The organism is Brachybacterium sp. GCM10030268 (assembly GCF_042666305.1).
Lineage (GTDB): Bacteria > Actinomycetota > Actinomycetes > Actinomycetales > Dermabacteraceae > Brachybacterium.
In genome coordinates, this window is sequence record NZ_JBHTCW010000009.1 from 71,939 (window position 1) to 94,387 (window position 22,449).

Here is a 22,449-nt window from a genome sequence, read left to right on the forward strand (position 1 = left end):
CCGCCCCGCAGCCCCCGTTCTCCTTTCCGGGGCGATTTTCCGGGCCGTGCGCCCTGGGAGGACAATGGGACCGTGCCCGACCCCGCATCTCCTGGTTCCACCTCCCCCGCTGCCACCGGTCCGGCCTCGAAGGCCGCCGCCCGCCGCGTCGTCGACCGCGACATCCTAAGGCTGGCCGTGCCCAGCCTCGGCGCGCTGATCGCCGAGCCGCTGTTCCTGCTGGTGGACTCCGCGTTCATCGGCCGGGTCGGCACCGTCTCACTCGCCGGCCTGGGCCTGGCCTCCGCGGTGCTGACCACGGTGATCGGGCTCTCGGTGTTCCTGGCCTACTCGACCACGGCGTCGGTGGCGCGGGCGTTCGGGGCCGGCCGCACCCGCGAAGCGATCGCGCGCGGCGTCGACGCCTGCTGGCTGGCGCTGATGATCGGGGCGGGTGCGCTGATCCTGCTCGCCGTCGGCGGCCGCTGGATCCTGGCCCTGTTCGGGCCCTCGCCCGAGGTGCTCGACGAGGCGACGACGTATCTGCGCCTGAGCGCGTTCGGGGTGCCGGCGATGCTCGCCGTGCAGTCCGCGACCGGGCTCCTGCGCGGCCTGCAGGACGCGAAGCTGCCGCTGATCGTCGCCGTCTCGGGCGCGGTGGTGAACATCCCGTTGAACTGGACGTTGATCTTCGCCCTGGATCTGGGGATCGCGGGCAGCGCCCTCGGGACGGTCATCGCGCAGTGGGGCATGGCCGGGGTGCTGCTGGTGCTGGTGTCCCGCGCCGCGCGTCGCCACGGTGCACCCCTGCGGCCGCACCTCGGGCAGGTCGCCTCGGCCGGCCGCGAGTCGGTGCCGATGTTCGTGCGCACCGTCTCGCTGCGCGTGGTGCTGCTGGCCGGGACGCTCGTGGCCACCCAGCTCGGAGCCGTGCAGCTGGCCGCCCACCAGATCGCCCTGACCGTGTTCAACCTGCTCGCCCTCGCCCTCGACGCCCTCGCGATCGCGGGCCAGGCGCTGACGGGGAGGTTCCTCGGCGCGGCCGATGCCGCCTCCGTGCGCGCGGTGACCCGCCGGCTGATGGTGTGGGGCGTCGGCGGGGGCGTGGCCACCGGGATACTGCTGCTGGCGGCCAGCTACGTGATCCCAGGTCTGTTCACCCCCGACGTCGCGGTGCAGGAGAACCTGCGCGCGGCCTTGTGGATCCTCATGATCGCCCAGCCCGTGGCGGGCTACGTGTTCGTGCTGGACGGGGTGCTGATGGGCGCGGGAGATGCTCCCTACCTGGCCAAGGCCGGCGTCCTCAACGCGGCCGTCACCCTGCCGTTCGCAGCGCTGGTCTACTACTCCGACTGGCACGGGGCGTGGGCCCTGGCCGCGCTCTGGGTGGCGTGCACGCTGATCTTCATGATCGCCCGCGCGGTGACTCTCGGAGTGCGCGTGCGCAACGACGCCTGGATGCGGCTGGGCGGGTGAGCGGCTACACGGCTGAGGCGTGATCAGCCGGGCATCGTCGCCAGCATCGACCCGGCATCGACACGGGGGATGGCACGACCATGTAGTGGAGCGGCATCTGCCCTCCCCTGAGAGGGGGCAGATGCCGCTCAGCTACACCTTCGTGCCAGTGGGCTCGTGCCTGATGCCGGCCCAGCAACCCGCTCAGTGGGAGTTGAGGAACTCCTGGAGCGCCTTGGTCGTCGAGTAGCTGTTGCGGAAGTCCCACACGCCGTTGCTGCTGTGGCCCATGGCGGCGCGCAGCTTGGCGGTGGTCTCCGAGCCGATCTTGCCGTCGACCTCCGCACCGATCTTCGCCTGGAGAGCCTTGATGTCGCTGGTCGAGAGCGAGCCGTCGGCGCTGACGCCGATCCAGGACTGCAGAGCCGCCGTGGTCCTGGGGCCGAACTTGCCGTCGACCACGAGGTCGGCGGAGCTGCTCGAGCCGGAGCCCTCCGAGCCGGAGCTGCTGGGCGTGCTCGCGGCGGGGGCGCCGTCGTTGAGGAACTGCTGGAGCGCCTTGGTGGTGGAGTAGCTGGTGCGGAAGTCCCAGGTGCCGTTGTCGCTGAGCCCGATCGTGGTGCGCAGCTTGCCGGTGGTCTCCGAGCCGATCTTGCCGTCCACGCTCGCGCCGACCTTGGCCTGCAGCGCCTTGATGTCGCTGGTCGAGAGCGAGCCGTCGGCGCTGACGCCGATCCAGGACTGCAGAGCCGCCGTGGTCTTGGGGCCGAACTTGCCGTCGACGGCGAGTGCACCGGAGGTCTCGGACGGGGCGCCGGTGCTCGTGCCGCCGCCGGTGGAGCCGCTGCTGGAGCCCCCGGCGGGCTGCGCATCGGGGTCGGCCCCGCCGTTGGACCTGGTCAGGCCCGCCTTGGCACCGCAGGTGGGCCAGGCGCCGGGGCCCTGCTCGGCGAGGGTGCGCTGGGCGACCGCGATCTGCTCGGCCTTGGTCGCGTCGTCGGCGCTCGAGGCGTACTCGCCGCCGCCGAAGGCCGTCCAGGTGGAGCTGGAGAACTGCAGACCGCCGTAGTAGCCGTTGCCGGTGTTGATCGACCAGTTGCCGCCGGACTCGCACTGGGCGACCTCGTCCCACACGGACTGGTCAGCGGTGGCGACACCGGCGCCGCCGATGCTCAGCCCGGCGGCCACGACGGCGCCGCCGGTGGCAGCGGCCATCTTGGGCGCCACGCGAGCTCCGCGGAAGTAGACGGCGCCGCCGTCGGCGCGGTGGGAGGGGGTGCGGCGTGCAGTGGCCATGGGAAGGCTCCTCGGGACACGGGGGAAGGGGCGGGAGCGGGAAGCTGTCGACCGGCGGACCGGCGATGCTCCCCTGCTGCGGGCTGGTGGCCTGCGCTCCGTACCGGGGCACCCTCTACGTTGCCTGGCCCGGAGCACCGGGAATAGCCTTCCTGACCAATCCCGACCGCGGTTTTTGCCCGATTTTTACCGGACGCGCAGGAAATGTCCTTCGAGGCGAGCCCCTGGAAGGGCTATTGGCCTCGGCCGGATCTCAGCTCGGCGAGGGGCACTGCAGACCCGGGATCAGATCACGGAACGGCCGCCGTCGACGCGCACATTCTCGCCGGTGATCATGGCGGCGTCCCGGCCGGCGAGGAAAGCGACCAGGGAAGCGACCTCACCGGGGTCGGCGAAACGCCCCGCCGGGATCTCCTCGCGGGCTTTCGCCCCTTTCTCCCCCACCCAGATCTCGCGGGCGAGAGCGGTGTCGACGATGGTCGGGGAGACGGCATTGACGGTGACGCCGCGCGAGGCCCATTCCACCGCGAGCACTCGGGTGAAGCCCAGGATGCCCGCCTTGCTGGCGGAGTAGGCGGCGTGCTCGGCCAGTCCGATCTCGGCGGCCTGGGAGGCGATGGAGACGATGCGCCCGTAGCCGGCCTCGAGCATGGCGCGGCCGGCGGCCTGGGCCATGAAGAAGCTGCCGGAGAGGTTGACCGCGAGCGTGGCCTGCCAGTCCTTCGCCGGGACCTGCTCGCCGGGGGCGAAGCGGCCGATGCCGGCGGAGTTGACGAGGACGTGGGGCGCTCCGAGCTCCGTGGTCACCCGGGAGACGGCCTCGGAGGCTGCGTCCGCGTCGGAGATGTCCGCGCTCACGGGCAGGTGGCCGGCGCCGGGCAGGGCGGCGACCGCCTCATCCAGGCCGGAGGCGATGTCGACGCCGGCGATGCGGGCCCCGCGTTCGGCCAGATGGGTCGCGATGGCGTGGCCGATACCGGAGGCAGCGCCGGTGATGATCGCGATCTGGCCGGCGAAGTCGTGGGAGGTGAGGTCAGTGGTCACGGAGATCGTCCTCTCGCGGCTGGTCGGTCCTTGTGCAGACTCTTCTGTCTGTTCCCCGCCACGCTACCCGCGCCTCGGCGGGATTCACCGCCTGAGAGCCCTGCCGCCGCGACGTCACAGCGCTCCCGGGCTGGACTTCTCGCGGGCCCGGTCGGCGACGCTGACGGCCATGGCCACGAGGGTCAGCGCCATGATGATCGCGATCGCGATGATGAACGCCTCGAGCCACGCGTGGCCGCCCTCGGTGAGGGCGAAGATGACACCGGGGATCATCGCGGTGCCGATCGCCGCGCCGGTGCGTTGGCCCAGCTGAAGGATCCCGCCGGCCACGCCCCCGAAGCGGGGGTCGACCGAGTGCAGGGTCAGGGTCTGGTTCGGCGAGATGATCATGCCCTGACTGAAGCCCATCAGCATCAGCGGCGCGGCCAGCCACCAGAACGCGATCGCCCCGCTCTCGACGAAGCCGGCCAGAAGGGCGGTGCCCAGCAGGCCGGTGAAGGCGATGGCGAACCCGGCAATCACCAGGCGGCGGCCGAGTGCGAGCACGTACCGGCCGGCGACCTGCGAAGTCACTGCGGCCGCGGCCGAGGACGGCAGGCCCATCAGGGAGGCCTCGAAGGCGGAGTGCTCGAGGTGCATCTGCAGGTACAGCGGCACGATGATCCACACACTGGTGGCGCCGAGGAAGTAGATCGAGACGATGAGGATGCCGTTGCGGAATGCGCGGGAGGTGAAGATCGCGGTGTCGACCATCGGCGGCCGGCCGGAGAGCTTGTAGCGCTGCTCCCACCACCACCACAGGCCCAGCACCGCCAGGCCGACGGGGAAGGACAGCCACACCAGCGGGCTGACGCCGCGCTCGAGGAACGGCAGCATCACCCCGAGGATCGCCACGCACAGCAGCACGGTGCCGACGGGGTCGAGGTCCGGGCGACGCGTAGCCCGGACGTGGTCGTCGGGGATGACCTTGAAGGCGCCGGCGATGGCGGCGATGCCGATCGGGACGTTCATCAGGAACATCCATCGCCAGCCCTGGTCGGGGCCCAGCACCTGGATCAGCAGGCCGCCGATGACGGGGCCGACGGCGGTGGCGACGGCGACCGTGGTCGCCAGCAGCGCGAAGGCGCGGGCGCGGTCCTGGCCGCGGAAGTGCTGCTGGATCAGCGCGACCGTCTGCGGGTTCAGCAGCCCCGAGCCGACGCCCTGGAGGATGCGGGCGGCGTTGAGCACCTCGACCGACGGGGCGAAGCCGCTGAGCAGGGAGCCGATCGTGAACACGGCGATGCCGACGATCAGCATCCGGCGCCTGCCTGTGGCGTCCCCGGCGCGGCCGGCGGGCACCAGCAGCATCCCGAACGCCAGCGCGTACCCGGAGATCACCCACTGCAGCCCGCCCGTATCGGCCTCGAGGCTCTCACCGATGGCGGTGAGGGCGACGTTGATGACGCTCACGGCCACCAGTGCCATGAACAGCGGCGCCAGGAGCACCGCGAGGAGGGGCTTGCGGCGCACCGTCTGGGCCGGTGCGTTGGGGTCGGGAGTCACATCAGCAGGATAGGCACTCCCTCCAGCGTCCGTTCAGCCGCCGCCCGCCGCTCGTGGTGGGAGGAAGGTCTGCCGGGCAGCTCCTACCCCGTCCATCCCGTCGGCCCTCTCGGCCCTGTGCGCCCGAAGGGATCCGCGCCGGCGTCGGGCTCCGTGCCGTCGGCGTCGTCGCGGTAGGGTCCCGGTGGGATCACGTAGTCGGTGCGATCCGACAGCAGCGGCGCAGAGACCTGCAGGGATCGCAGCGGGGGACGTGAGGAGTAGTCCGCGCCGGGGAAGCGGCCGAACTGGTCGCCGGTCCCGGCCGGCCGGGTCCGATCCGCGGCCTCGAGCATGGCCATGGCGTCCCCGGGGGTGGGGAACTTCGAGGACCACACGTGTCCCGGAGGCAGCGGCGAACGGAACAGCGCACCGCCCGGTCGGGTCCACAGGGACCCGGGCTTGGAGCGATCACGCAGAGCGTGGGCTCGCCACGTGATCACCGGGTGGGAGGACAGCCAGTTGACCCAGTGGACGAAGAAGCTGGGATCGGTCGCGGCGCGATCGGCGACCTCGTTGACGTTGACCTCGGCATTGAGGTATTTGCCGCCCGAGAGGACACCGATCACGCCCGGTGCACCCTCCGGCGCGAAGCTGTAGCCGAAGTTGTCGGCCGTGTACTCCTGGGCTCGGGAGAACGCGGAGCCCAGGATCGGGATCATCCGCAGCACGTTGACGAAGACCAGTCGGAAGTAGGAGACGTGGCCGGCGGCGAGGTGGCCCACCTCGTGCCCGATGACGAAGCGCAGTGCCTCCCGGTCACGGTTCTCTCCGCCGACCTCGAACATGTCCGAGTGGATCACCACGAAGCGACGGAAGCCGTGGCCCGCGGCGAAGGCGTTGACGACTCCGTTGCCCATCAGCACGTAGGCATCGGGGACCCGGCGCATGCCGTACTGCTGGGCGGCCTCGACCACCATCCGATACCCCTCGGGGAACTGGGTAGGGCTCATGCGCACGGCCGTGGCCCGCATCCGCGCGTACATCACCGCACGCGCCCACCAGGCCAGGATCGGGAACAGCGGGAGGATCGCCACGAGCTGGAGGGCGAAGGGGATGAACCCCACATACCGCCACAGCTCGCTGACCGTCGCCTCACCCTCCAGGACCTGCAGCACGACGGTCGAGACCATGAGGGCGATCCACCCGGCATAGGTCAGAACCGTCAGTCCGATGCCGACGGCCAGGAGAGGCAGCTCCCACGGGTGCCGGATCCGTCTGCGACCGAGTACCCCGTGCGTGGTCGCACCGTTGATGAGGTTCGGGTCCTCGGGCCGGCTCCGGCCGGAGGGCCCGGGGTTCGGGGACGCTCCGAAGGGGCCGGGTGACCCGGGCCCCGAGGGGATGCCACCGTGCGGCGGTCCACCCGAGGGCGGGCTGCCCGGCGGCATTCCTCCCGGCGGCTGGGTGCCGGGGAACGACGGCAGTCCTGGAGGCGGTTGGGTCATGGCGCGCACGCTCCTTCGGTCCATCGGCCTGCAGAGGCCTTCGACGACGATAGCCTCGCGCGGCCCGATGCGCCCTGAACGAGCGCTGGACTGTGGACGAGAACCTGGGCTCCCGCGTCGCCCGGGCCGCGAGGCACTCCACCCGGGTCAGCGAAGCACGCGCCCCAGCAGTCTCCGCTTGAGGCCGCGATAGGGCGGGTAGACCAGGCGCAGGGTGTCCGGCCGCAGGGGTTTGCGGACCACCGGTTTGGCGTGGGTGAAGGTCTCCAGGCCGGCCCGCCCGTGGTACGCACCGGAGCCCGAGGCGCCGATCCCGCCGAACGGCATGGTGGGTGAGCCGACGTGGGCGAGGGTCATCCCCAGCGCCAGGGAGCCCGAGGAGGTCTCCGCAGTGAAGCGTTCCTCGACCTCCCGGCGACCGGTGAACACGTAGGCGGTCAGCGGCTTCTCGCCGGCGCGGATCCGGGCGATCGCCTCGTCCGGGCCCTCGACGGGGAGGATCGGCAGCACGGGGCCGAAGATCTCCTCCCCCATCACCGCATCGCCCTGCTCCACACCGGTCATGATCGTCGGCGGGAGGTAGCGGCTCGCGCGGTCGGCGCCGGCGGTGCCGCCGAGGGCGACCTTGTCGTCGTCGATCAGGCGCAGCACACGGTCGAAGTGGTCGGTGGAGATCATGCGTCCGTAGTCCGGGGAGCGCTCGGGCCGGGCGCCGTACATCTCCCGCACGGCCCGCCGCAGGTGCGGGACCAGCTTCGTCGCCGTGCGCGGGGTGGCCATCAGGTAGTCAGGGGCCACGCACGTCTGGCCGGTGTTGGTGAACTTCCCCCACACGATGCGGCGCGCGGTCCGTGCCAGATCCACCCCGTCGTCGACGAAGACCGGGGACTTCCCGCCCAGTTCGAGGACGGTCGGCGTCAGGTGCTCCGCGGCGGCGCGGGCGACGATCCGGCCGACGGTGCTGCCGCCGGTGTAGAAGATGAGGTCGACGCGCTGTTCGAGCAGGGCGGAGGTCTCGTCGGCCCCGCCCTCGACCACCCGCACCCAGGCCGGATCCAGATGCGTGCGCACGAGGTGCGCGATCGCCGATGAGGTGGCCGGGGCGAGCTCGCTGGGGGTCAGGATCGTGGTGTTCCCGCCGGCGATCGCGCCGATCAGCGGGGCCAGGGCCAGGTTCAGCGGATAGTTCCAGGGCGCGATGACCAGCACCAGCCCGAGCGGTTCGCGGTGCAGCTCGGCCCGGGAGGGCGCCTGCAGCGGCCCCAGCGGGAACCGTTCGGGGCGCAGCCAGGAGCGCAGGTGCCGGCGCACGTGCGCGATCTCCTGGGTCAGGACCCCGAGCTCGGTGATCACGCTCTCGGTGCGGGATTTGCCGAGGTCCTCGGCGAGAGCGCTGGTCAGGCGGCGGTGCTCGGCGCGCAGTCCGCGGCGCAGGGCCTCCAGCTGGGCCAGGCGGGCCTCGACCCGGCGGGTGGTGCCGGCGTCGAAGGACTCGCGCAGGGCCGTGATGTCCGCGGCGGGATCGTGGGTCGGCATGGGTCCACGATAGGAGTTCGGGGATATTCTCGAAGAATGCCCGACCCCCGCTCCCGAGCCGCCCGCCGTCGCCTCTCGCCCCACCACGGAGCGCGGCGATGACTGTCCTGGTCACCGCGCCGATCCTGCTGACCATGACGCTGCTGGTCTCCGGGCTGGCCAAGCTCGGTCAGCGCGACATCACCGCCGACGCGATGGTCTCGCTGCGCCTGCCCGCCCGCTCGTGGCACCCGGTCATCGCCACGGTGCTGCCGGTCGCGGAGATCGTGCTGGCTCTGGGCCTGTGGGTGCCGGTCGTGCCGCTGCAGACGGTGGTGGCCGCTCTGATCGCCGTGCTGATGGTGACGTATCTGGTGATCATCGCGCGGGCGCTCACCGTCGACGAGGCGGTGGAGTGCTCGTGCTTCGGCACCCTGGGCTCGCCGACGGTCTCCCGCGGCACGCTGTACCGCAACGTGCTGCTGAGCGTGCTGGGACTGCTCACGGTGGCGCTGGCCGCCGCCGGCGACCTCACCCGGATCCTCGTGTATCACCCCCTGGCGCTGCTGGCCTGGGTGCTCGCGGTCGCGACGGCCGTGGTGCTGACGGGGCTGGCCCTCGGCGGCCTCGAGCCGGAGGCAGGAAAGACCCGGTCGGTCCCCGATAGCGAGAAGGCCGGGCAGAGCCCGTCGGCCTCCGGCGGCGAGGAGGTCGAGCAGGATGAGCTGCTGGACTATGAGCGCGCGGCGATTCCCGCGGGCGTGCTCCAGGAGCGCTCCGGGGAGCTGATCACCCTGCGCCGGCTCAGCGCCCGGCAGGCGGTACTGCTGGTGTTCGTCTCCGAGGGGTGCGGCCCGTGTGAGCGCGTGATCGACCAGGTGGCCGGCTGGCACCGTGACCTCTCCGCCTACATGCAGGTCAAGGTCGCCTTCTCGCGGCCCGTGGAGCAGTTGCGCGAGCGCACCACCCAGCGCGTGGGCGAGCACGTGCTCTACGACCCGCAGTTCAGTGCCCGGGAGGCGCTCGGGGGACGCACCGCTCCCTGCGCGGTGCTGCTGGGGGCCGACGGGCTGCTCGCGGGTGGCCCCGTCACCGGCGGCACCGCGGTGATCGAGTTCGTCGACGAGATCCGCGAACAGCTCCGCCTCGCCCAGGAGGACGGGGAGCTGCCCGCCGCCCCGGAGGACGGAGAGCTGCCGGAGGCCACGGACGACGCGCAGCTGCCGGCGCCGCAGGACCGAGCGACCTGAGCGTCAGGGCACGCTGGCCTGCGCGAACCTGCCCCTGCCACCGGCCCGCAGGGGCCCGTCGGCCGCCGGGACGAATGCGGCGCCGCCCGCGGGCAGCAGGTGCGTGCCGCCGCGCGTGCCCAGCAGGACCTCCCCCTCGAGCCCGAGCACGATCCTCGGCCCGGTCCCGGGGATCGGATGGCACGGCTGCGGCGGACCGGTAGGGTCCGAGAGCTCGGTGAGGGCGAGCTCGAAGTCGTCGACGGGCGCGTAGTAGGCGATCGACGTGGCGTTCTGCCGCTCGGGGGCGACGCGCAGCGGGGGCGCGACGGTGACGGAGACGCACTGGAGGACCTCGTCGGCGTCCACCTTCTTCGGGGTCAGTCCGGCTCGCAGCACGTTGTCGCTGGCGGCCATGACCTCCAGGCCCATGCCGTGGAGGTAGGCGTGCAGCGCCCCGGGAGGGACGAACATCGCCTCCCCGGGCTCCAGCGTCACCGGGTTCAGCAGCAGCGCGGCGACGACGCCGGGGTCGCCCGGGTGGTGCTCGGCCAGCAGCGAGACGAACCGGTCGATCCGGGGTGAGGGCGAGCTGCCAGCCGCCGACCGCTCCCGGCAGGCAGCGACCACCTCGGCGACCTCCTCCGCCGTCGGGCGCATGGACGCGGAGACCAGGGTGCGGAAGGCGGCGCGCATGCCGTGGGCCGTCGGGCTGCCGACCAGCAGCCCGTGCAGCCGATCGGTGAGGTCGGTGCCCAGCCCCTCGAGGATCGCGGCAGCCCGGCGCGGGGTGCGGAATCCGCACAGCGCGGTGAAGCGGGTCAGGGCGACGAGCATCTCCGGTTTATGGTTCGCGTCGCGGTAGGTGCGGCGCGGGGAGTCCAGGGCGAGCCCGGCGGCGTTCTCCGCGGCGAAGGATTCCGCGGCGTGCTCGCGCGTAGGATGGACCTGCAGGGACAGCGGCCGCTCGGGGGCGATGACCTTCAGCAGGAACGGCAGGCGGCCCTGGAAGGCGCGGCCGACGTCCTCCCCCAGCAGGGCCGGGCCGTCCGCGGCGATCACCTCGTCCAGGCGCCCGCCGCCGGGGATCGTCGCGGGAGCCAGCGGGTGCGCGCCGAACCAGGCCTCGGCCCACGGGGTGCCGTCCGCCTCGCGGCCCAGGAACTCCGGCAGCGCCGTCGTCGATCCCCAGGCGTAATGCTGCAGGTGGCCGTCCAGGCCCAGGATGCTCACGCACCGCCCTCGAGGATCTGGGCGATCAGGCGAGCGGGTTCGTCGGCCGCGACCGGCGGCGCGGGGGTCGCGGGGCCGCCGGCGCGGCGCATCCCGTACCGCTCCCAGTACTCGTGCACCCACGACGGCGCGCGCGGGGCGTGCACCCAGGCGGGCAGGCCCCGCACCGCAGCCTCGAGCACCTCGGGGGAGAACACCGAGACGACCGGACGGCCCAGCTCCGCCACCGTCGCGGCAGGGTCCTCGAGATCGATGCCGCGGCGGCGCAGCACGGTGTGGACGCCGCGGGCGACGGGGTCCCTCTCGCCCGGCCCGGGCCGGTACGAGGCACCGGCGGAGCGGCAGACGGAGTACGCGGCGCCGGCGGTGACCCGGCGGGGCAGCTCGAGGGCGTCGAGCTGGCCGAGGAACACGGGGCGCTCATCACTGCGGTCGCTCTCGCCCGCGGCTGTGCCGGCCTCATCGGGGGCAGGGCCGGTCCCGGCGATCGCGTGGCCCGGCCCGGCGGTCGCGCGGCCCGGCCCGGCGGGACCGGCCACGTCGTGCGCGGCCTGCCACAGCCATTGGGAGCCGACGGTGCGCACCTCGACGTCGTCGCGGCCGGAGCGGTGGAACTCGGCGTCGGCGTCGCTCCACGCCAGCAGGGTGGTCTGCGGTGGGAGCGGCGGCGTGTACGGGGTCACGGCGGTGTGCTGGACGACGGCACTGGGGACGTCGGCCTCCAGCGCCCACTCGTGGACCAGCCGGCCCACGGGCAGGTGCCATCCCAGCGTGATGGCCGAGGTGATGCCGCGGCCCTCGAGACCGGCGCGCGCGGCGGGGAGGTTCTCGCGCTCCCAGTCGGTGCCGGCGAGCTCGGGAAGCTCGATCGACGCCGGTGCCAGCACGTCCACGGGAACGTGGAGGTAGGGCAGGGCGGTGAGCAGAGCGTCGCGGGCAGCGGCCGTGGCGGAGTCGACGCCGACCAGGATCCGGCCGCTGCCCTCGCCCGAGCGGGAGTGCAGCACCAGCGAGCTCGCGGCCGCGCCGGTGCTCTCCCGTGCTCTCCGGGCCGCCTTCCCCGGTCGCGCGGAGCGCACCAGGCCGGCCACGGCAGCTCGCGCGGCGTCGGTCCGGCTCCGGCTGCCGCGCCACTCCTGCCAGCGCTCCAGGCTGCGCGGATGGATGAGGGTCATGATCTCCCGCCTCAGCGCGGCAGGTTGCGCACGTTGCTGGCCGCCATGTCGATCATGCGGCCCACGCCGCCGCCGAGCACGATCTTGGTGCTCGCGGTGGCGAAGCCGCGGATCTGCTGGGCGGTGACCTTCGGCGGCATCGAGAGGGCGTCGGGGTCGGTGACCACGTCGATCAGCATCGGCCCGTCGGTCGCCAGCGCCTTCTCCAGGTCCTTGCGCAGCTTCTTGGGGTCGGTGATGCGCACCGAGGGGATGCCGACGCCGTGGGCGATCGCGGCGTAGTCGACGTCCTCGTGGTCGGTGCCGTGGTCCGGGAGGCCCTCGACCAGCATCTCCAGCTTGACCATGCCGAGGCTGGAGTTGTTGAACACGAGGATCTTGGTGCTGAGCTGGTGCAGCTTCACGGTGAGCAGTTCGCCCATGAGCATGCCGAGCCCGCCGTCGCCGCTCATGGAGATGACCTGCCGGTCCGGGTACGCGAGGGAGGCGCCGATGGCCTGCGGGAGGGCGTTGGCCATGGTGCCGTGGTGCCAGGAGCCGAACACGCGGCGCCTGCCGTTGGGGGTGATGTAGCGGGCGCCCCACACGTTGCACATGCCGGTGTCGACGGTGAAGACGGCATCGTCGGCGGCGAGGTCGTCGAGGGTGGCGGCGACGAACTCCGGATGGATGGGCTTCATCCGCTCGACGTTCTTGGTGTACGCGGAGACCACACCGGTCAGAGCCTTGTGATGACTCTTCAGCATGCGGTGGAGGAAGCGATGGCTCTTCGAGCTGGTCAGCAGCGGCATCACGGCCTGCAGCGTCAGTGCGACGTCGCCGTGGACGGCGAGGTCCAGCGGGATGCGGCGGCCCAGCCGGGAGGCGTCGGCGTCGATCTGGACGATCTTCGGGGGGTTCTTCGAGCTGCCGTGGCCGGGAAGGAACTCGGTGTAGGGGAAGTCGGTGCCCAGCAGGATCACCAGGTCGGCCTCGTGCATGGCCTCGTAGCAGGCCCCGTAGCCGAGCAGTCCGCTCATGCCCACGTCATAGGGGTTGTCGTACTGCATCCACTCCTTGCCGCCGAAGGCGTGGCCGATCGGCGCCTTGACCCGGTCGGCGAGTTCGAGCACCTCCTCGCGGGCGCCGCGCACGCCGGCACCGGTGAACAGGGTGACGGTGCCGGCCTCGTCGATCAGCTCGGCGAGGCGGCCGACGGGGCCCGGGGCGGGCTGGACACGGCCCATGTCGGCGGCGAGGTCCCGGGTCCACGGGCCGTCGTCGACCTCTTGGTCGGCGATGTCGCCGGGGAGCACGAGCACGGAGACGCCCTGCTTCGCGATCGCGGTCTGGACGGCGATGTGCAGCATGGTGGTGCCGTGGTCGCCGGAGTTGACCAGTTCGCAGAAGTGCGAGCATTCCTGGAACAGGGCCTCGGGGTGGGTCTCCTGGAAGAAGCCGGTGCCGATGCTGCCGCTGGGGATGTGCGAGGCGATCGCGAGCACCGGGGCCCCGTCGCGGTGGGCGTCGTACAGGCCCTGGATCATGTGCGTGTTGCCGGGCCCGCAGGAGCCGGCGCACACGGCGAGCTTCCCGGTCAGGCGTGCTTCCGCGCCGGCGGCGAAGGCCCCGGCCTCCTCGTTGCGCACGTGGATCCACTCGATGCCCTCCGTGGTGCGCACGGCGTCCACGATCGGGTTCAGCGAATCGCCGACGACCCCGTAGATGCGCTCGACGCCGAGGTCGCGGAGCTGGGTGACGAGGAGCTGGGCAAAGCTGGTGCGAGCCATCGGATTCCCTCCCGGGTAGCGGGGCGCCGGGACCGCGGTCCCGGCGCAGGGTGCGTCTGCTCCGAGCCTACCGGGGCACGCCGGGTCCCGGCGCGCGACGACGCTCCCCCGCACGTCGCCCCGCCCCGCGCGCGACGACACCCCCCTCACGCCGCCCCGCCCCGCGCGAGATCCGTGACCCGGTTGCTTTGAGGGCCGGATACCAACCGATTCACGGATCTCGCGAAGGGCGGGCGGTGGCGGCGGGGATACGTGGTGGCGGCGGGGGCGCGGTGACGACGGGGGCATAGTGGCGGCGGGGAGGCGCGGTGGCACGGGAAGCGCGGTGGCGGCGCCGAGGGGTGAGCGCGCCGGCCCTGTGCCCACGATGTCCGGTTGCGGGCAGCGATTGAACTCCTCGTCACGTCGAAGCCGCCGCGATGTCACCTGGGCTCCCTAGCGTCATACGGCGGAAGCCGACCCCTCCCGCGAGAAAGCTCCTCATGACACACCCCTCCCCCGCATCCCCCTCCTCCGCGCCCCACGCATCCGCCACCTCCCCCTCCTCCATCTCCGGCGCAGCCTCCTCCTCCGCGCCCGGCTCGTCCCGCGCGGCCCGCTCCAGCCGCGCTCGCCGCCGTCTCGCCTCCACCCTCGCCCTCGGTGCCTCGGCAGTGCTGTGCGCGAGCATCGTCCCCACCGCGGCGAATGCCGACCCCGCCGGCAGTGATGTCCCCTCCGACGCCTACCAGGGTGAGGTCGAGGTCGGCCGCGGGCAGGCCGCCGATCCCGAGACCCTCCAGGGCGTCGTCTTCGATGACAAGGACAAGGACTCCGCCCAGGACCGTGGCGAGAAGGGCATCGCCGGGGTCACCGTCTCCAACGGCCGCGAGGTCGTCACCACCGCGAAGGACGGCAGCTATGAGCTGCCGGTGTACGAGAACATGACCGTGTTCGTCACCCAGCCCGCCGGGTGGCAGGTGCCCGTGGACGAGCACAACTTCGCGCAGTTCAGCTACAACCACCTGCCCGAGGGCTCCACGGAGCTGAAGTACGGCGGGCTGGAGCCCACGGGCGAGCTGCCCGAGGCGGTCAACTTCCCGATGGGCAAGTCCAAGGCGACCAAGGACTCGCAGCAGAGCTGCCCGATCGCCGCCGACACCCAGGCCTACGACCTCACTCAGATGGGCTACGCCCGCGACGGCGCCGTCAAGGAGCTCACCGAGCGCCACGACTACGGCGGCTGCGGCGTGCTCATGCTGGGCGACAACGTCGGCGACGACCTCAGCCTGTACCCGGAGCTGAAGGACATCTACGCCGACGTCAACGGCCCCATCCGCGCCGCGATGGGCAACCACGACCTCGACTTCGATGCCACCGAGTCGAGCCACAGCAACGACACCTTCCGCCAGCACATCGGCCCGGCCTACTTCTCCTACGACGTGGGCGAGGCGCACTTCGTGGTGCTCGACAGCATCGAGTACCCCAACACCGAGACCGACGCGAAATACCTCGAGAAGATCGACCAGGAGCAGCTCGACTGGCTCGCGAAGGATCTCGAGAACGTGCCGGACGACAAGAAGATCGTGCTGGCCACGCATGCTCCGGTGCTGGACCGCAACGGCGTGATCATCGACAACGCCACGGATCTGTACGACGTGCTCGAGGGCCGCGACGTCACCACCGTCGGCGGCCACACCCACACGCTGGAGAACTACCTCCCCGGCGACCAGCGCGCCGAGTGGGCCGAGGACGGCATCGACGAGCTCCCGCACCAGGCCCTGATCGCCGGGGCCGTCTCGGGGGACTGGTACTCCGGCGGCCTGGACGAGAACGGCCTTCCGTACGCGTACATGAACGACGGGGCGCGCCCCGGCATCATGACCCTCGGCCTGGACGGCGCTGACCTCAGCGCCCGCTACACGGTGCGCGGTGAGGACGACGACGAGCAGCTGACCCTGGGCGTGAACTCGCCGACCTGGCGCGACTGGGCCGAGCAGGCGCAGGCGTGGCAGGACGACGACAAGGCCGGCGAGATGTCCGAGCTGGGCGATCCGAACACGGTCACGCGCGAGGACCTCGCCGGGGGCACCTGGTTGACCGCCGACTTCTTCGGCGGCTCGACCGAGGCGACGGTCGAGGTCTCGATCGACGGCGGCTCCGCCAGCCCGGCGGAGCACACCCAGCCCGCCGAGGGTGAGGCGCTGGCGGAGGGCTTCGAGTACTCCGACACCGTCGCGGCCACGCAGAACCTGCGCAGCAGCGGCAACGTGACCACCTCGAGCGCCCACCTGTGGCGCCACCAGCTCAGCGAGGACCTCGCGGCCGGCACGCACACCGCCGAGATCACCGCGACGGACCGCAACGGGAACTCCTTCACGGAGTCCGTGCGCTTCACCGTGACCGACTGATCACCTCGGGGCGCACGAGGCGTTCCGGCTCAGTCGCACACGCGAGGGCGGGCCCCACCGGGGCTCGCCCTCGTCCTCGTTCCCCCACGGCGCGCCCCGCGCTCCCCGCGAAGCCCACGAAGCCCACGAACCCCAAAGCCCACGAAGCCCAAACCCCACGAAGCCCACTATGTGCGCGGCCGCCGCGAAGCCCCCGAATGCCACGGTCCTCGCGAGATCCGTGAACCGGTGGGAAAGGCGACCGAGTTCCCGTCACCTCACGGATCTCACGAAACCGGGCGCTCACCCGGCTCCGGAGCGGCGACGTGGGTGAGCTGGACGGTCTGGACGCGCCTCTCGTCGACCTCGAGCACCTCCAGGCGGCCGCCGTCGATCTCGATCGTGTCCCCGGCCTCGGGGATCCGCCCCAGGCGCGCCATGACGAATCCGCCGACGGTCTCGTAGCCGCCGGTATCGGGCAGGGTGATGCCGGTGGCCGCCTCGAACTCCTGCAGGATCAGGCCGCCGTCGATCCGACCGTCGGCCTGGATCGTCCCCTCGAGCTCGCCGGCGGTGGGGCGGCCCTCCCGGTCGAACTCGTCGTAGATCTCGCCCACCAGCTCCTCGAGCAGGTCCTCCAGGGTGACGATGCCGTCGGTGCCTCCGTACTCATCGACCACCACCGCGATCTGCTCGGCCTGGGCGCGCATCCGGTTCAGCGCCGCCAGCACCTCGACGGTGCCGGGGATGTGCTCGATGGGCCGGGCGATCTCCGCCAGTCGCGTGGTGGCCGGGTCCTCGACCAGCAGCAGGTCCCGCACATGGGCGAACCCGACCACGTCATCGACGTCCTCCCCGATCACGGGGTAGCGCGAGACGCCGGTCTCCCGGATCACCTCGCGGGCCCCGGCCACGGTCTCGTCACCGGGAAGGAAGTGGACCTGGTGGCGCGGCCGCATCACCTCGACGACGGTGCGCTCGGACGCGTCGAACACGTCGGCCAGCACCCGGGACTCGGCCTCGGCAAGGGCATCGGAGTTGCGCACCATGGAGCGGATCTCCTCGGCGGAGACGGCCTCGCGATCCGCGTGGGGATCACCGCCGACGGCCCGCACGACCAGGTTGGTCGAGACCGACAGCAGCCAGATCACGGGCTTCATCAGGCGGCCGAACACGCTCAGGGGAGGGCCGACGATCCGGGTCATGGCCAGGGCGTTCTGCATCGCCAGGCGCTTGGGCACCAGCTCGCCGAGCACGAGCGAGAGGAAGGCGATGACCAGCGTCATCCCGATCAGGGCCACCGTGGAGGCGGTGGCCTCGGACAGGCCCGCGCCGGTGAGCATCGGGACCAGGGACGGCGCGATGGTGGAGGCGCCGTAGGCGGAGGAGAAGAACCCGGCGACGGTCACCCCGATCTGGACCGCCGAGAGGAACAGATTCGGGTCGCGCACCAGCTTCGCGGTGCGCTCGCCGCCGGCGCCGCCCTGCTCGAGCTGCCTGATCTGCGACTCGCGGAGGTTCACGATCGCCATCTCGGTGCCGGCGAACAGCCCTCCGACCAGTACGAAGAGCAGCACCAGGGCGAGGTTCGCGAGCGCGGTCCAGTCCATGGGCCAACGCTACCCCGGCCCACCGCGGAGCCTGGGACCGCTCACAGCAGCGGCAGCAGCTCCTCCCACACGGCGCGGAGGATCTCGGCCGCCCCGCGACCCTCGAGCCGCGAGGTGACGGTCAGGACGGCGTCCTGTTCAGGCAGCACCACGATCAGCTGGCCGTAGGCCCCGTCGGCCCGCCAGGATCCCTCGGGCGTGCAGCGCCAGACCGCGCGGCCGTACTGCGCGCTCTCGGGCTCGGCTTCCCCGGTGGACACCCAGGTGTCCTCGGCGTGGAGGGCATCGATCCAGGCGGCCGGCACGAGCTGGCGACCGTCGTACTCGCCGCGCTGCAGCAGCAGCCGGCCGATCCGGGCCAGCTGGCCGCTCCTCAGGTGCAGGCCGGTCGCGCCCCAGCTGTACCCGTCCCGGGTGGTGTGCCACTGGGGGTTGAGGATCCCCAGCGGCTCGAACAGGCGCGGCATCAGCCAGTCGCGCAGGGAGCGCCCGGTGCGTTCGCTGATCACCCGCGAGAGCAGGAAGATCGAGCCGTTGGAGTACTCCCACTTCTCCCCCGCTGCCGCGGTGAGGTCGGTGGAGAGGAACAGGGCGGCGAGGTCCTCGTGCTCGCGCTGCTCGTCGACGAAGGCGAGGATCGGGGACCCGGAGGTCATGGTGAGCAGATGGCTCAGTCGCACCTGCTCGATCCCGGCGCCGTAGCCGGCAACAGGGGCGGGAAGGTGGTCGACGAGCCTGTCCTCGACGCCCAGCAAACCTTCCTCCTCGGCGATGCCGATCGCGAGCGCGGTGACGGTCTTGGAGATCGAGTAGACGTTCTCGACGGTGTCGTCGCTGAAGCGGTGACCGAGCTCCTCATGGCCCGCGCGGTGCAGGTGGAGCGCGCGTACTCCCAGGTCGCGCTCGATGATCTTCTGGCGCAGCGGGAGCAGCAGCAGCTGATCGGGGATGGCGGGGTCGGTGCGGGCAGGAACGGAGCTGGCGGCGTCGGCAGGGTTCATGCTCGTGACCTTACGACGCCGGGGCCGGGCGGCGGCCGGATGTTCCGTTCCGCGACCGCGCCCGGCCCCGATCGCCCTGCTCCGCCGGCACAGCGCGCAGCTCCGCCAGCATGGCTCGCGGCTGCTGTCCGCGGGGCGCGCTGCGGCGGTCAGCAGAGCTCGGTCGCGCTCACACCCGCGGGCGGCCCACGCCGGGGCGCGTGCGGTTCTCGATCTTCGGGCCGTCGATGCTCACCGTCCCGTTCTCGATGGTGACCGGGGAGATCCAGGTCAGCCGGCCCGGGTCCTCGCCGATGTGCTCGGGCTGCCAGGCGTGGTAGACGTACCAGAGGCCGTCGCGGGTGCGCACCGGCATGCCGTGGCCCGGGCCGGCGGCGACCTCGTTGGCCGAGAGCACCGGGGTGTCGGTGATCTTGGTCCAGGGGCCGTCGATCGCGTCGGCGACCGCGACGCCCACGCCGTAGGTCTCGTTCCAGTACTCGCCGGCGGAGTAGAAGAGGTAGTAGCGGCCCTCGTGGGTGATGACCGAGGGGCCCTCGATCGTGTAGATCTCCCAGGCCTGGTCGCGCTCGAGGATCCGGGTGCGCTCACCCACGAGGCTCCGGCCGTCCTCGGCCAGGCGCTGGGCGAACAGGAACGAGTCCTGGTCGGCGGCGTTGCCGTCGTTCTTCCACAGCAGCCACAGCGAGCCGTCCTCGTCGCGGAACGGGGAGGCGTCGATGCAGCCGCCCTCCTCCGGCGTGGACAGCAGCGGCGCCTCGTCGGAGTCGACGAACGGACCCTCCGGCGAGTCGGCGACGGCGACGCCGATCGCCTGCCGGTCCGTGGCGCGCTCCCAGGCGGTGTAGTAGGCGTGGAACTTCCCGCCGACGTCGAGCACCTCGGGCGCCCAGTGCCGGCCGGGGTTGGCCCAGGCGGCGATCTCGGGCTGCCCGTCGCCCAGGGGCTTCCAGTCCACCAGGTCCTTGGAGCGCAGCACCGGCATGTTCCCCATCGCCCCGGCGGTCGAGTAGAGGTAGTAGCGACCCGCGACCTCGAGCACGCCGGGGTCCGGCTGGTTGGTGGCGATCACGGGGTTGGTGTAACCGCGGGCGGCGTGGGCCGGGGCCGCGGCGAGGCCGAGGCCGCCGGCGAGGGCGGCCCCGAGCGTTCCCGTGGCGACCAGGGTGCGGCGTGAGATGTGGGTGTCGGGCGTCATCGTCCTTGTTCCTTCTCCGTCGGGATCGGCCGGGCAGGTGCACGGCCCCGATATTCCTACGTGAGAATCCCGGTGGTGTCCATCACTGTCCGGCTGCTCGAGAGCCCGCGCGGCAGGCTCAGAACGGAACGGGATCCGGCGCAGGGTCCGAGGCGTCACGGCCGACGGGCTCGAGCAGAGCGAGCTGCTCGCGCCGGCTGACCAGCGCCATGACGAGAACGGTGACCAGCACCAGGGCGATCGCGGACGAGATCCCACCGGCCAGGGCGGCACCATCGGCCACGGCGAGGGTGGCGGCGGAGGTGCCGGGAGCGGCTGCGGCGGCACCGAGCGCGGCGGCCCCGGCGCCGCCGCCCGTCCCCGCTGCGAACGCGGAGACCAACAGGGCGCCGACGGTGACGGCCACGGCCAGCGCGATCGGCACCTCGAGGCCGCCGGTCTTCCAGGCCAGGACGGCGGCGCACGCGGCGAGGGCGACGGCCGGGATCGCGACCGGGACGGTCAGCTCGCGGCCGACCAGGGAGAGGGCTCCGACCACCAGGACGGGGACGACGGGCGTGCGTATCCAGGTACCGAGAGCCTGGAGCAGCACACCGCGCATCGTCAGCTCCAGTCCCACGGCCTGCAGCGGGACCAGCACCAGCACGATCAGCGTGAGCACGAGGAGCTGGAGCGGCCCGGCTCCTCCGTCGGCCCCCGAGGCTCCGGGAGAGGTCGCCTCCACGAGGCCGCCCGCGGAGCCGGCGAGCGCACCCGCCAGCGCGGCGGCCGCCACGACCGCCAGGCCGCCCAGCCCTGCCACGATGCCCGTCGGCCGCAGCAGCTTACGGCGGAAGCGGGCCGCCACCGACCAGGTCGGCCCGGGCGGACGCCAGCCGCCGATGCGTACGCCGGCCAGGCCGGCCGGCAGCCACAGCGCGCCCATCGCGAGGGCGAGGCCCACATCGAGCGGGCTGGTGGGGTCGCCGCTGGTCACTCCAAGGGCGATGTTCACGCCGGGCGCGAGGGCGAGCACCAGGATCGTCAGCACCAGCAGCACCGAGGCCAGTGCGACGTAGACGACGAACGCCGTCGCGAGCGTCAGCAGCGGTTTGACGGGCAGGGACCAGGTCGAGCGCAGGGTCGCCAGCCGGTGGTACGGAACAGGGCGCGGGGGCGGGGGCGCACTCATGCGGCGAGGGACCGGTCGGAGGCGGGGATGAGGGGGCGGCACATGGCGTCACCACTGTAGAACGGGCCGGCTGAGAGCGGAGGCAGCCGGCTTCCGGGCTGCGCGAGCAGCGGGATCCGGGGCCTCCCCTCCTATGGAGCACACCGTGCCGGCTCTGAGCTCTCACCGCCGCGGGGCGAACTGCCCGGACCGGACTAGACCGCTCCTCCGTGCAGCGGGATGCGACTGGCCACGGTTCACCGAGTCGCGTGCGGGCCGAGTGAGGCGTGCGGGCAGAGCGCCGTGGCCGAGCGCCACCCGCTGCGGCTGCCACAGCCCGAGGCCCTCGCGCCGCGAGAACCACCACCACAGCGCTGCGGCCAGCACGAGCATCGGCACGGCGCTGAGGAGCATCGAGGGCAGGCTCACCTCGCCCTGCTCCGTGAATCCCGGGATCATCGGGGCGATGACGAACAGCGTCCAGTTGTTGGCGACATGCAGCAGCACCGGGATCTCGATGCCGCCCGTCTTCCAGGCGAGCAGCCCCATGACGACGGCGAACAGCGCGATCTCGACCCGTCCCAGCCCTGTGTAGCCGTGGCCGAGCACGAACAGCGGCACGGGAGCGAGGATCCCGACGACGGGCCACCGCAGCCAGGTCCCCAGAACCTGCAGCGGCAGCACCCGGAAGGCGTACTCCTCCCCTGCGGACTGCAGCGGGGCCAGCACCAGCGCGAGCAGCCACGCCGCCAGCACGCCCGCGGTCGGCGGGGGCAGAGCGATCACGTCCCGGTTCAGGACGAGGTTCGCCGCCGTGCCGGTCAGGAGGTAGACCGGCACCACGACGAGCGCCGCCCGGCCCAGCAGCCCCCAGCGGAAGCGCCCCAGCACCGAGTGGGCGATGCCGAAGCGCCCGTAGGCCACCCGTGTCCCCAGCAGCACTGCCGGGATCAGCAGGGCGAGCGCGCCCAGACCCAGCACCTGGTCCATCGGGTTCAGCGGATCCGAGATCATCTCGCTGGGAGCCGCGCCCGGCCAGATCAGCGAGACGGCGACCACGGGCACGGCGAGCAGCAGCACCATCGCCGCGAACGACGCGGCGGTGACCAGCAGAGCGAGCAGCGGCCGCCACCAGTAGCGCCGATGCGGCACCACCCGCGGGAGCCGGTGGAAGGCCACCTGCTCGGACGGGGCCGGCTCGGACGCGGCCGACGGCACGGGTGATGGTTCGGGGACGGCGGGCCGGGAGTGCTCCGCGACGGGACTCGGCCGGGCTCCTGCGATCTCGGTCATGATCCGATCCTCGCGCGGGCGTCCTGCCGGAGGCATCCGCCGCTGGGCTCGGGCTGCCTCTCCGTCGCATGGCTGAGGGGGCGTGAGCGGTATCGGCCGCG

16 protein-coding genes are annotated in these 22,449 nt (G+C 72.3%); 3 read left to right on the forward strand and 13 right to left on the reverse strand.

Going from position 1 to position 22,449, the window contains the following annotated elements; all coding sequences use genetic code 11:
• Window positions 1-72: 72 nt before the first annotated feature.
• Window positions 73-1,455 carry an MATE family efflux transporter gene (locus ACFQRD_RS12780; protein WP_377018744.1) on the forward strand — a complete coding sequence of 461 codons (1,383 nt, stop codon included), beginning with the start codon at window positions 73-75 and terminating at the stop codon, window positions 1,453-1,455.
• 183 nt (window positions 1,456-1,638) lie between these two features.
• Here ACFQRD_RS12780 and ACFQRD_RS12785 read toward each other — a convergent pair whose 3' ends face one another.
• The 5 genes from ACFQRD_RS12785 to ACFQRD_RS12805 form a co-directional block, all read right to left on the reverse strand.
• Window positions 1,639-2,730 carry a transglycosylase family protein gene (locus tag ACFQRD_RS12785; protein ID WP_377018743.1) on the reverse strand — a complete coding sequence of 364 codons (1,092 nt, stop codon included), beginning with the start codon at window positions 2,728-2,730 and terminating at the stop codon, window positions 1,639-1,641.
• 285 nt (window positions 2,731-3,015) lie between these two features.
• Complete coding sequence (locus ACFQRD_RS12790; RefSeq protein ID WP_377018742.1) at window positions 3,016-3,774, reverse strand: GolD/DthD family dehydrogenase; 759 nt, start codon at window positions 3,772-3,774, stop codon at window positions 3,016-3,018.
• Between the two features lie 114 nt (window positions 3,775-3,888).
• Window positions 3,889-5,319: an MFS transporter gene (locus ACFQRD_RS12795; protein WP_377018741.1), complete on the reverse strand. Its 1,431-nt coding sequence runs from the start codon at window positions 5,317-5,319 to the stop codon at window positions 3,889-3,891.
• An 83-nt stretch (window positions 5,320-5,402) separates the two neighbouring features.
• Window positions 5,403-6,806, reverse strand: coding sequence for a M48 family metallopeptidase (locus ACFQRD_RS12800; protein WP_377792572.1), 1,404 nt, complete (start codon window positions 6,804-6,806; stop codon window positions 5,403-5,405).
• A 147-nt stretch (window positions 6,807-6,953) separates the two neighbouring features.
• Window positions 6,954-8,342, reverse strand: a complete 1,389-nt coding sequence (locus tag ACFQRD_RS12805; RefSeq protein ID WP_377792571.1) for an aldehyde dehydrogenase family protein — start codon at window positions 8,340-8,342, stop codon at window positions 6,954-6,956.
• 98 nt (window positions 8,343-8,440) lie between these two features.
• Between ACFQRD_RS12805 and ACFQRD_RS12810 the strand changes: the two genes are divergently transcribed.
• On the forward strand, window positions 8,441-9,571 hold the full coding sequence (locus tag ACFQRD_RS12810) for a TlpA family protein disulfide reductase (RefSeq protein ID WP_377804457.1): 1,131 nt from the start codon (window positions 8,441-8,443) through the stop codon (window positions 9,569-9,571).
• A gap of 3 nt (window positions 9,572-9,574) precedes the next feature.
• Here ACFQRD_RS12810 and manA read toward each other — a convergent pair whose 3' ends face one another.
• From manA to ACFQRD_RS12825, 3 genes are read right to left on the reverse strand one after another with little or no spacing between them, the layout of a single operon-like run.
• Window positions 9,575-10,777 carry a mannose-6-phosphate isomerase, class I gene (manA, locus tag ACFQRD_RS12815; protein WP_377804499.1) on the reverse strand — a complete coding sequence of 401 codons (1,203 nt, stop codon included), beginning with the start codon at window positions 10,775-10,777 and terminating at the stop codon, window positions 9,575-9,577.
• Window positions 10,778-10,779: 2 nt separating this feature from the next.
• Window positions 10,780-11,958, reverse strand: a complete 1,179-nt coding sequence (locus ACFQRD_RS12820) for a hypothetical protein (protein WP_377804459.1) — start codon at window positions 11,956-11,958, stop codon at window positions 10,780-10,782.
• An 11-nt stretch (window positions 11,959-11,969) separates the two neighbouring features.
• Entirely contained in the window at window positions 11,970-13,727 is a 1,758-nt protein-coding gene (locus ACFQRD_RS12825; RefSeq protein WP_377804461.1) for a pyruvate dehydrogenase, read from the reverse strand.
• Window positions 13,728-14,209: 482 nt separating this feature from the next.
• Between ACFQRD_RS12825 and ACFQRD_RS12830 the strand changes: the two genes are divergently transcribed.
• Window positions 14,210-16,117: a calcineurin-like phosphoesterase C-terminal domain-containing protein gene (locus ACFQRD_RS12830; protein ID WP_377804463.1), complete on the forward strand. Its 1,908-nt coding sequence runs from the start codon at window positions 14,210-14,212 to the stop codon at window positions 16,115-16,117.
• 266 nt (window positions 16,118-16,383) lie between these two features.
• Here ACFQRD_RS12830 and ACFQRD_RS12835 read toward each other — a convergent pair whose 3' ends face one another.
• The 5 genes from ACFQRD_RS12835 to ACFQRD_RS12855 form a co-directional block, all read right to left on the reverse strand.
• The gene (locus tag ACFQRD_RS12835) at window positions 16,384-17,706 is read right to left on the reverse strand and encodes a hemolysin family protein (RefSeq protein WP_377018733.1); all 1,323 of its coding nucleotides are present in this window, start codon (window positions 17,704-17,706) and stop codon (window positions 16,384-16,386) included.
• A 41-nt stretch (window positions 17,707-17,747) separates the two neighbouring features.
• On the reverse strand, window positions 17,748-18,707 hold the full coding sequence (locus tag ACFQRD_RS12840) for a serine hydrolase domain-containing protein (protein WP_377018731.1): 960 nt from the start codon (window positions 18,705-18,707) through the stop codon (window positions 17,748-17,750).
• Window positions 18,708-18,876: 169 nt separating this feature from the next.
• Entirely contained in the window at window positions 18,877-19,905 is a 1,029-nt protein-coding gene (locus ACFQRD_RS12845; protein ID WP_377018730.1) for a glycoside hydrolase family 43 protein, read from the reverse strand.
• A gap of 118 nt (window positions 19,906-20,023) precedes the next feature.
• Window positions 20,024-21,076 (reverse strand): CAAX protease, encoded by a 1,053-nt coding sequence (locus ACFQRD_RS12850; protein ID WP_377804465.1) that lies wholly within the window; start codon window positions 21,074-21,076, stop codon window positions 20,024-20,026.
• Window positions 21,077-21,238: 162 nt separating this feature from the next.
• Window positions 21,239-22,348 carry a CPBP family intramembrane glutamic endopeptidase gene (locus tag ACFQRD_RS12855; protein WP_377018728.1) on the reverse strand — a complete coding sequence of 370 codons (1,110 nt, stop codon included), beginning with the start codon at window positions 22,346-22,348 and terminating at the stop codon, window positions 21,239-21,241.
• Window positions 22,349-22,449: the final 101 nt, after the last annotated feature.

What these genes read in the sequence shown, in the direction of transcription:
- ACFQRD_RS12785 (WP_377018743.1), bottom strand. Translation starts at nt 2,730, where the DNA reads ATGGCCACTGCACGCCGCACCCCCTCCCACCGCGCCGACGGCGGCGCC.
- ACFQRD_RS12800 (WP_377792572.1), bottom strand. Translation starts at nt 6,806, where the DNA reads ATGACCCAACCGCCTCCAGGACTGCCGTCGTTCCCCGGCACCCAGCCG.
- ACFQRD_RS12805 (WP_377792571.1), bottom strand. Translation starts at nt 8,342, where the DNA reads ATGCCGACCCACGATCCCGCCGCGGACATCACGGCCCTGCGCGAGTCC.
- ACFQRD_RS12810 (WP_377804457.1), top strand. Translation starts at nt 8,441, where the DNA reads ATGACTGTCCTGGTCACCGCGCCGATCCTGCTGACCATGACGCTGCTG.
- ACFQRD_RS12820 (WP_377804459.1), bottom strand. Translation starts at nt 11,958, where the DNA reads ATGACCCTCATCCATCCGCGCAGCCTGGAGCGCTGGCAGGAGTGGCGC.
- ACFQRD_RS12825 (WP_377804461.1), bottom strand. Translation starts at nt 13,727, where the DNA reads ATGGCTCGCACCAGCTTTGCCCAGCTCCTCGTCACCCAGCTCCGCGAC.
- ACFQRD_RS12830 (WP_377804463.1), top strand. Translation starts at nt 14,210, where the DNA reads ATGACACACCCCTCCCCCGCATCCCCCTCCTCCGCGCCCCACGCATCC.
- ACFQRD_RS12835 (WP_377018733.1), bottom strand. Translation starts at nt 17,706, where the DNA reads ATGGACTGGACCGCGCTCGCGAACCTCGCCCTGGTGCTGCTCTTCGTA.
- ACFQRD_RS12840 (WP_377018731.1), bottom strand. Translation starts at nt 18,707, where the DNA reads ATGAACCCTGCCGACGCCGCCAGCTCCGTTCCTGCCCGCACCGACCCC.
- ACFQRD_RS12845 (WP_377018730.1), bottom strand. Translation starts at nt 19,905, where the DNA reads ATGACGCCCGACACCCACATCTCACGCCGCACCCTGGTCGCCACGGGA.
- ACFQRD_RS12850 (WP_377804465.1), bottom strand. Translation starts at nt 21,076, where the DNA reads ATGAGTGCGCCCCCGCCCCCGCGCCCTGTTCCGTACCACCGGCTGGCG.
- ACFQRD_RS12855 (WP_377018728.1), bottom strand. Translation starts at nt 22,348, where the DNA reads ATGACCGAGATCGCAGGAGCCCGGCCGAGTCCCGTCGCGGAGCACTCC.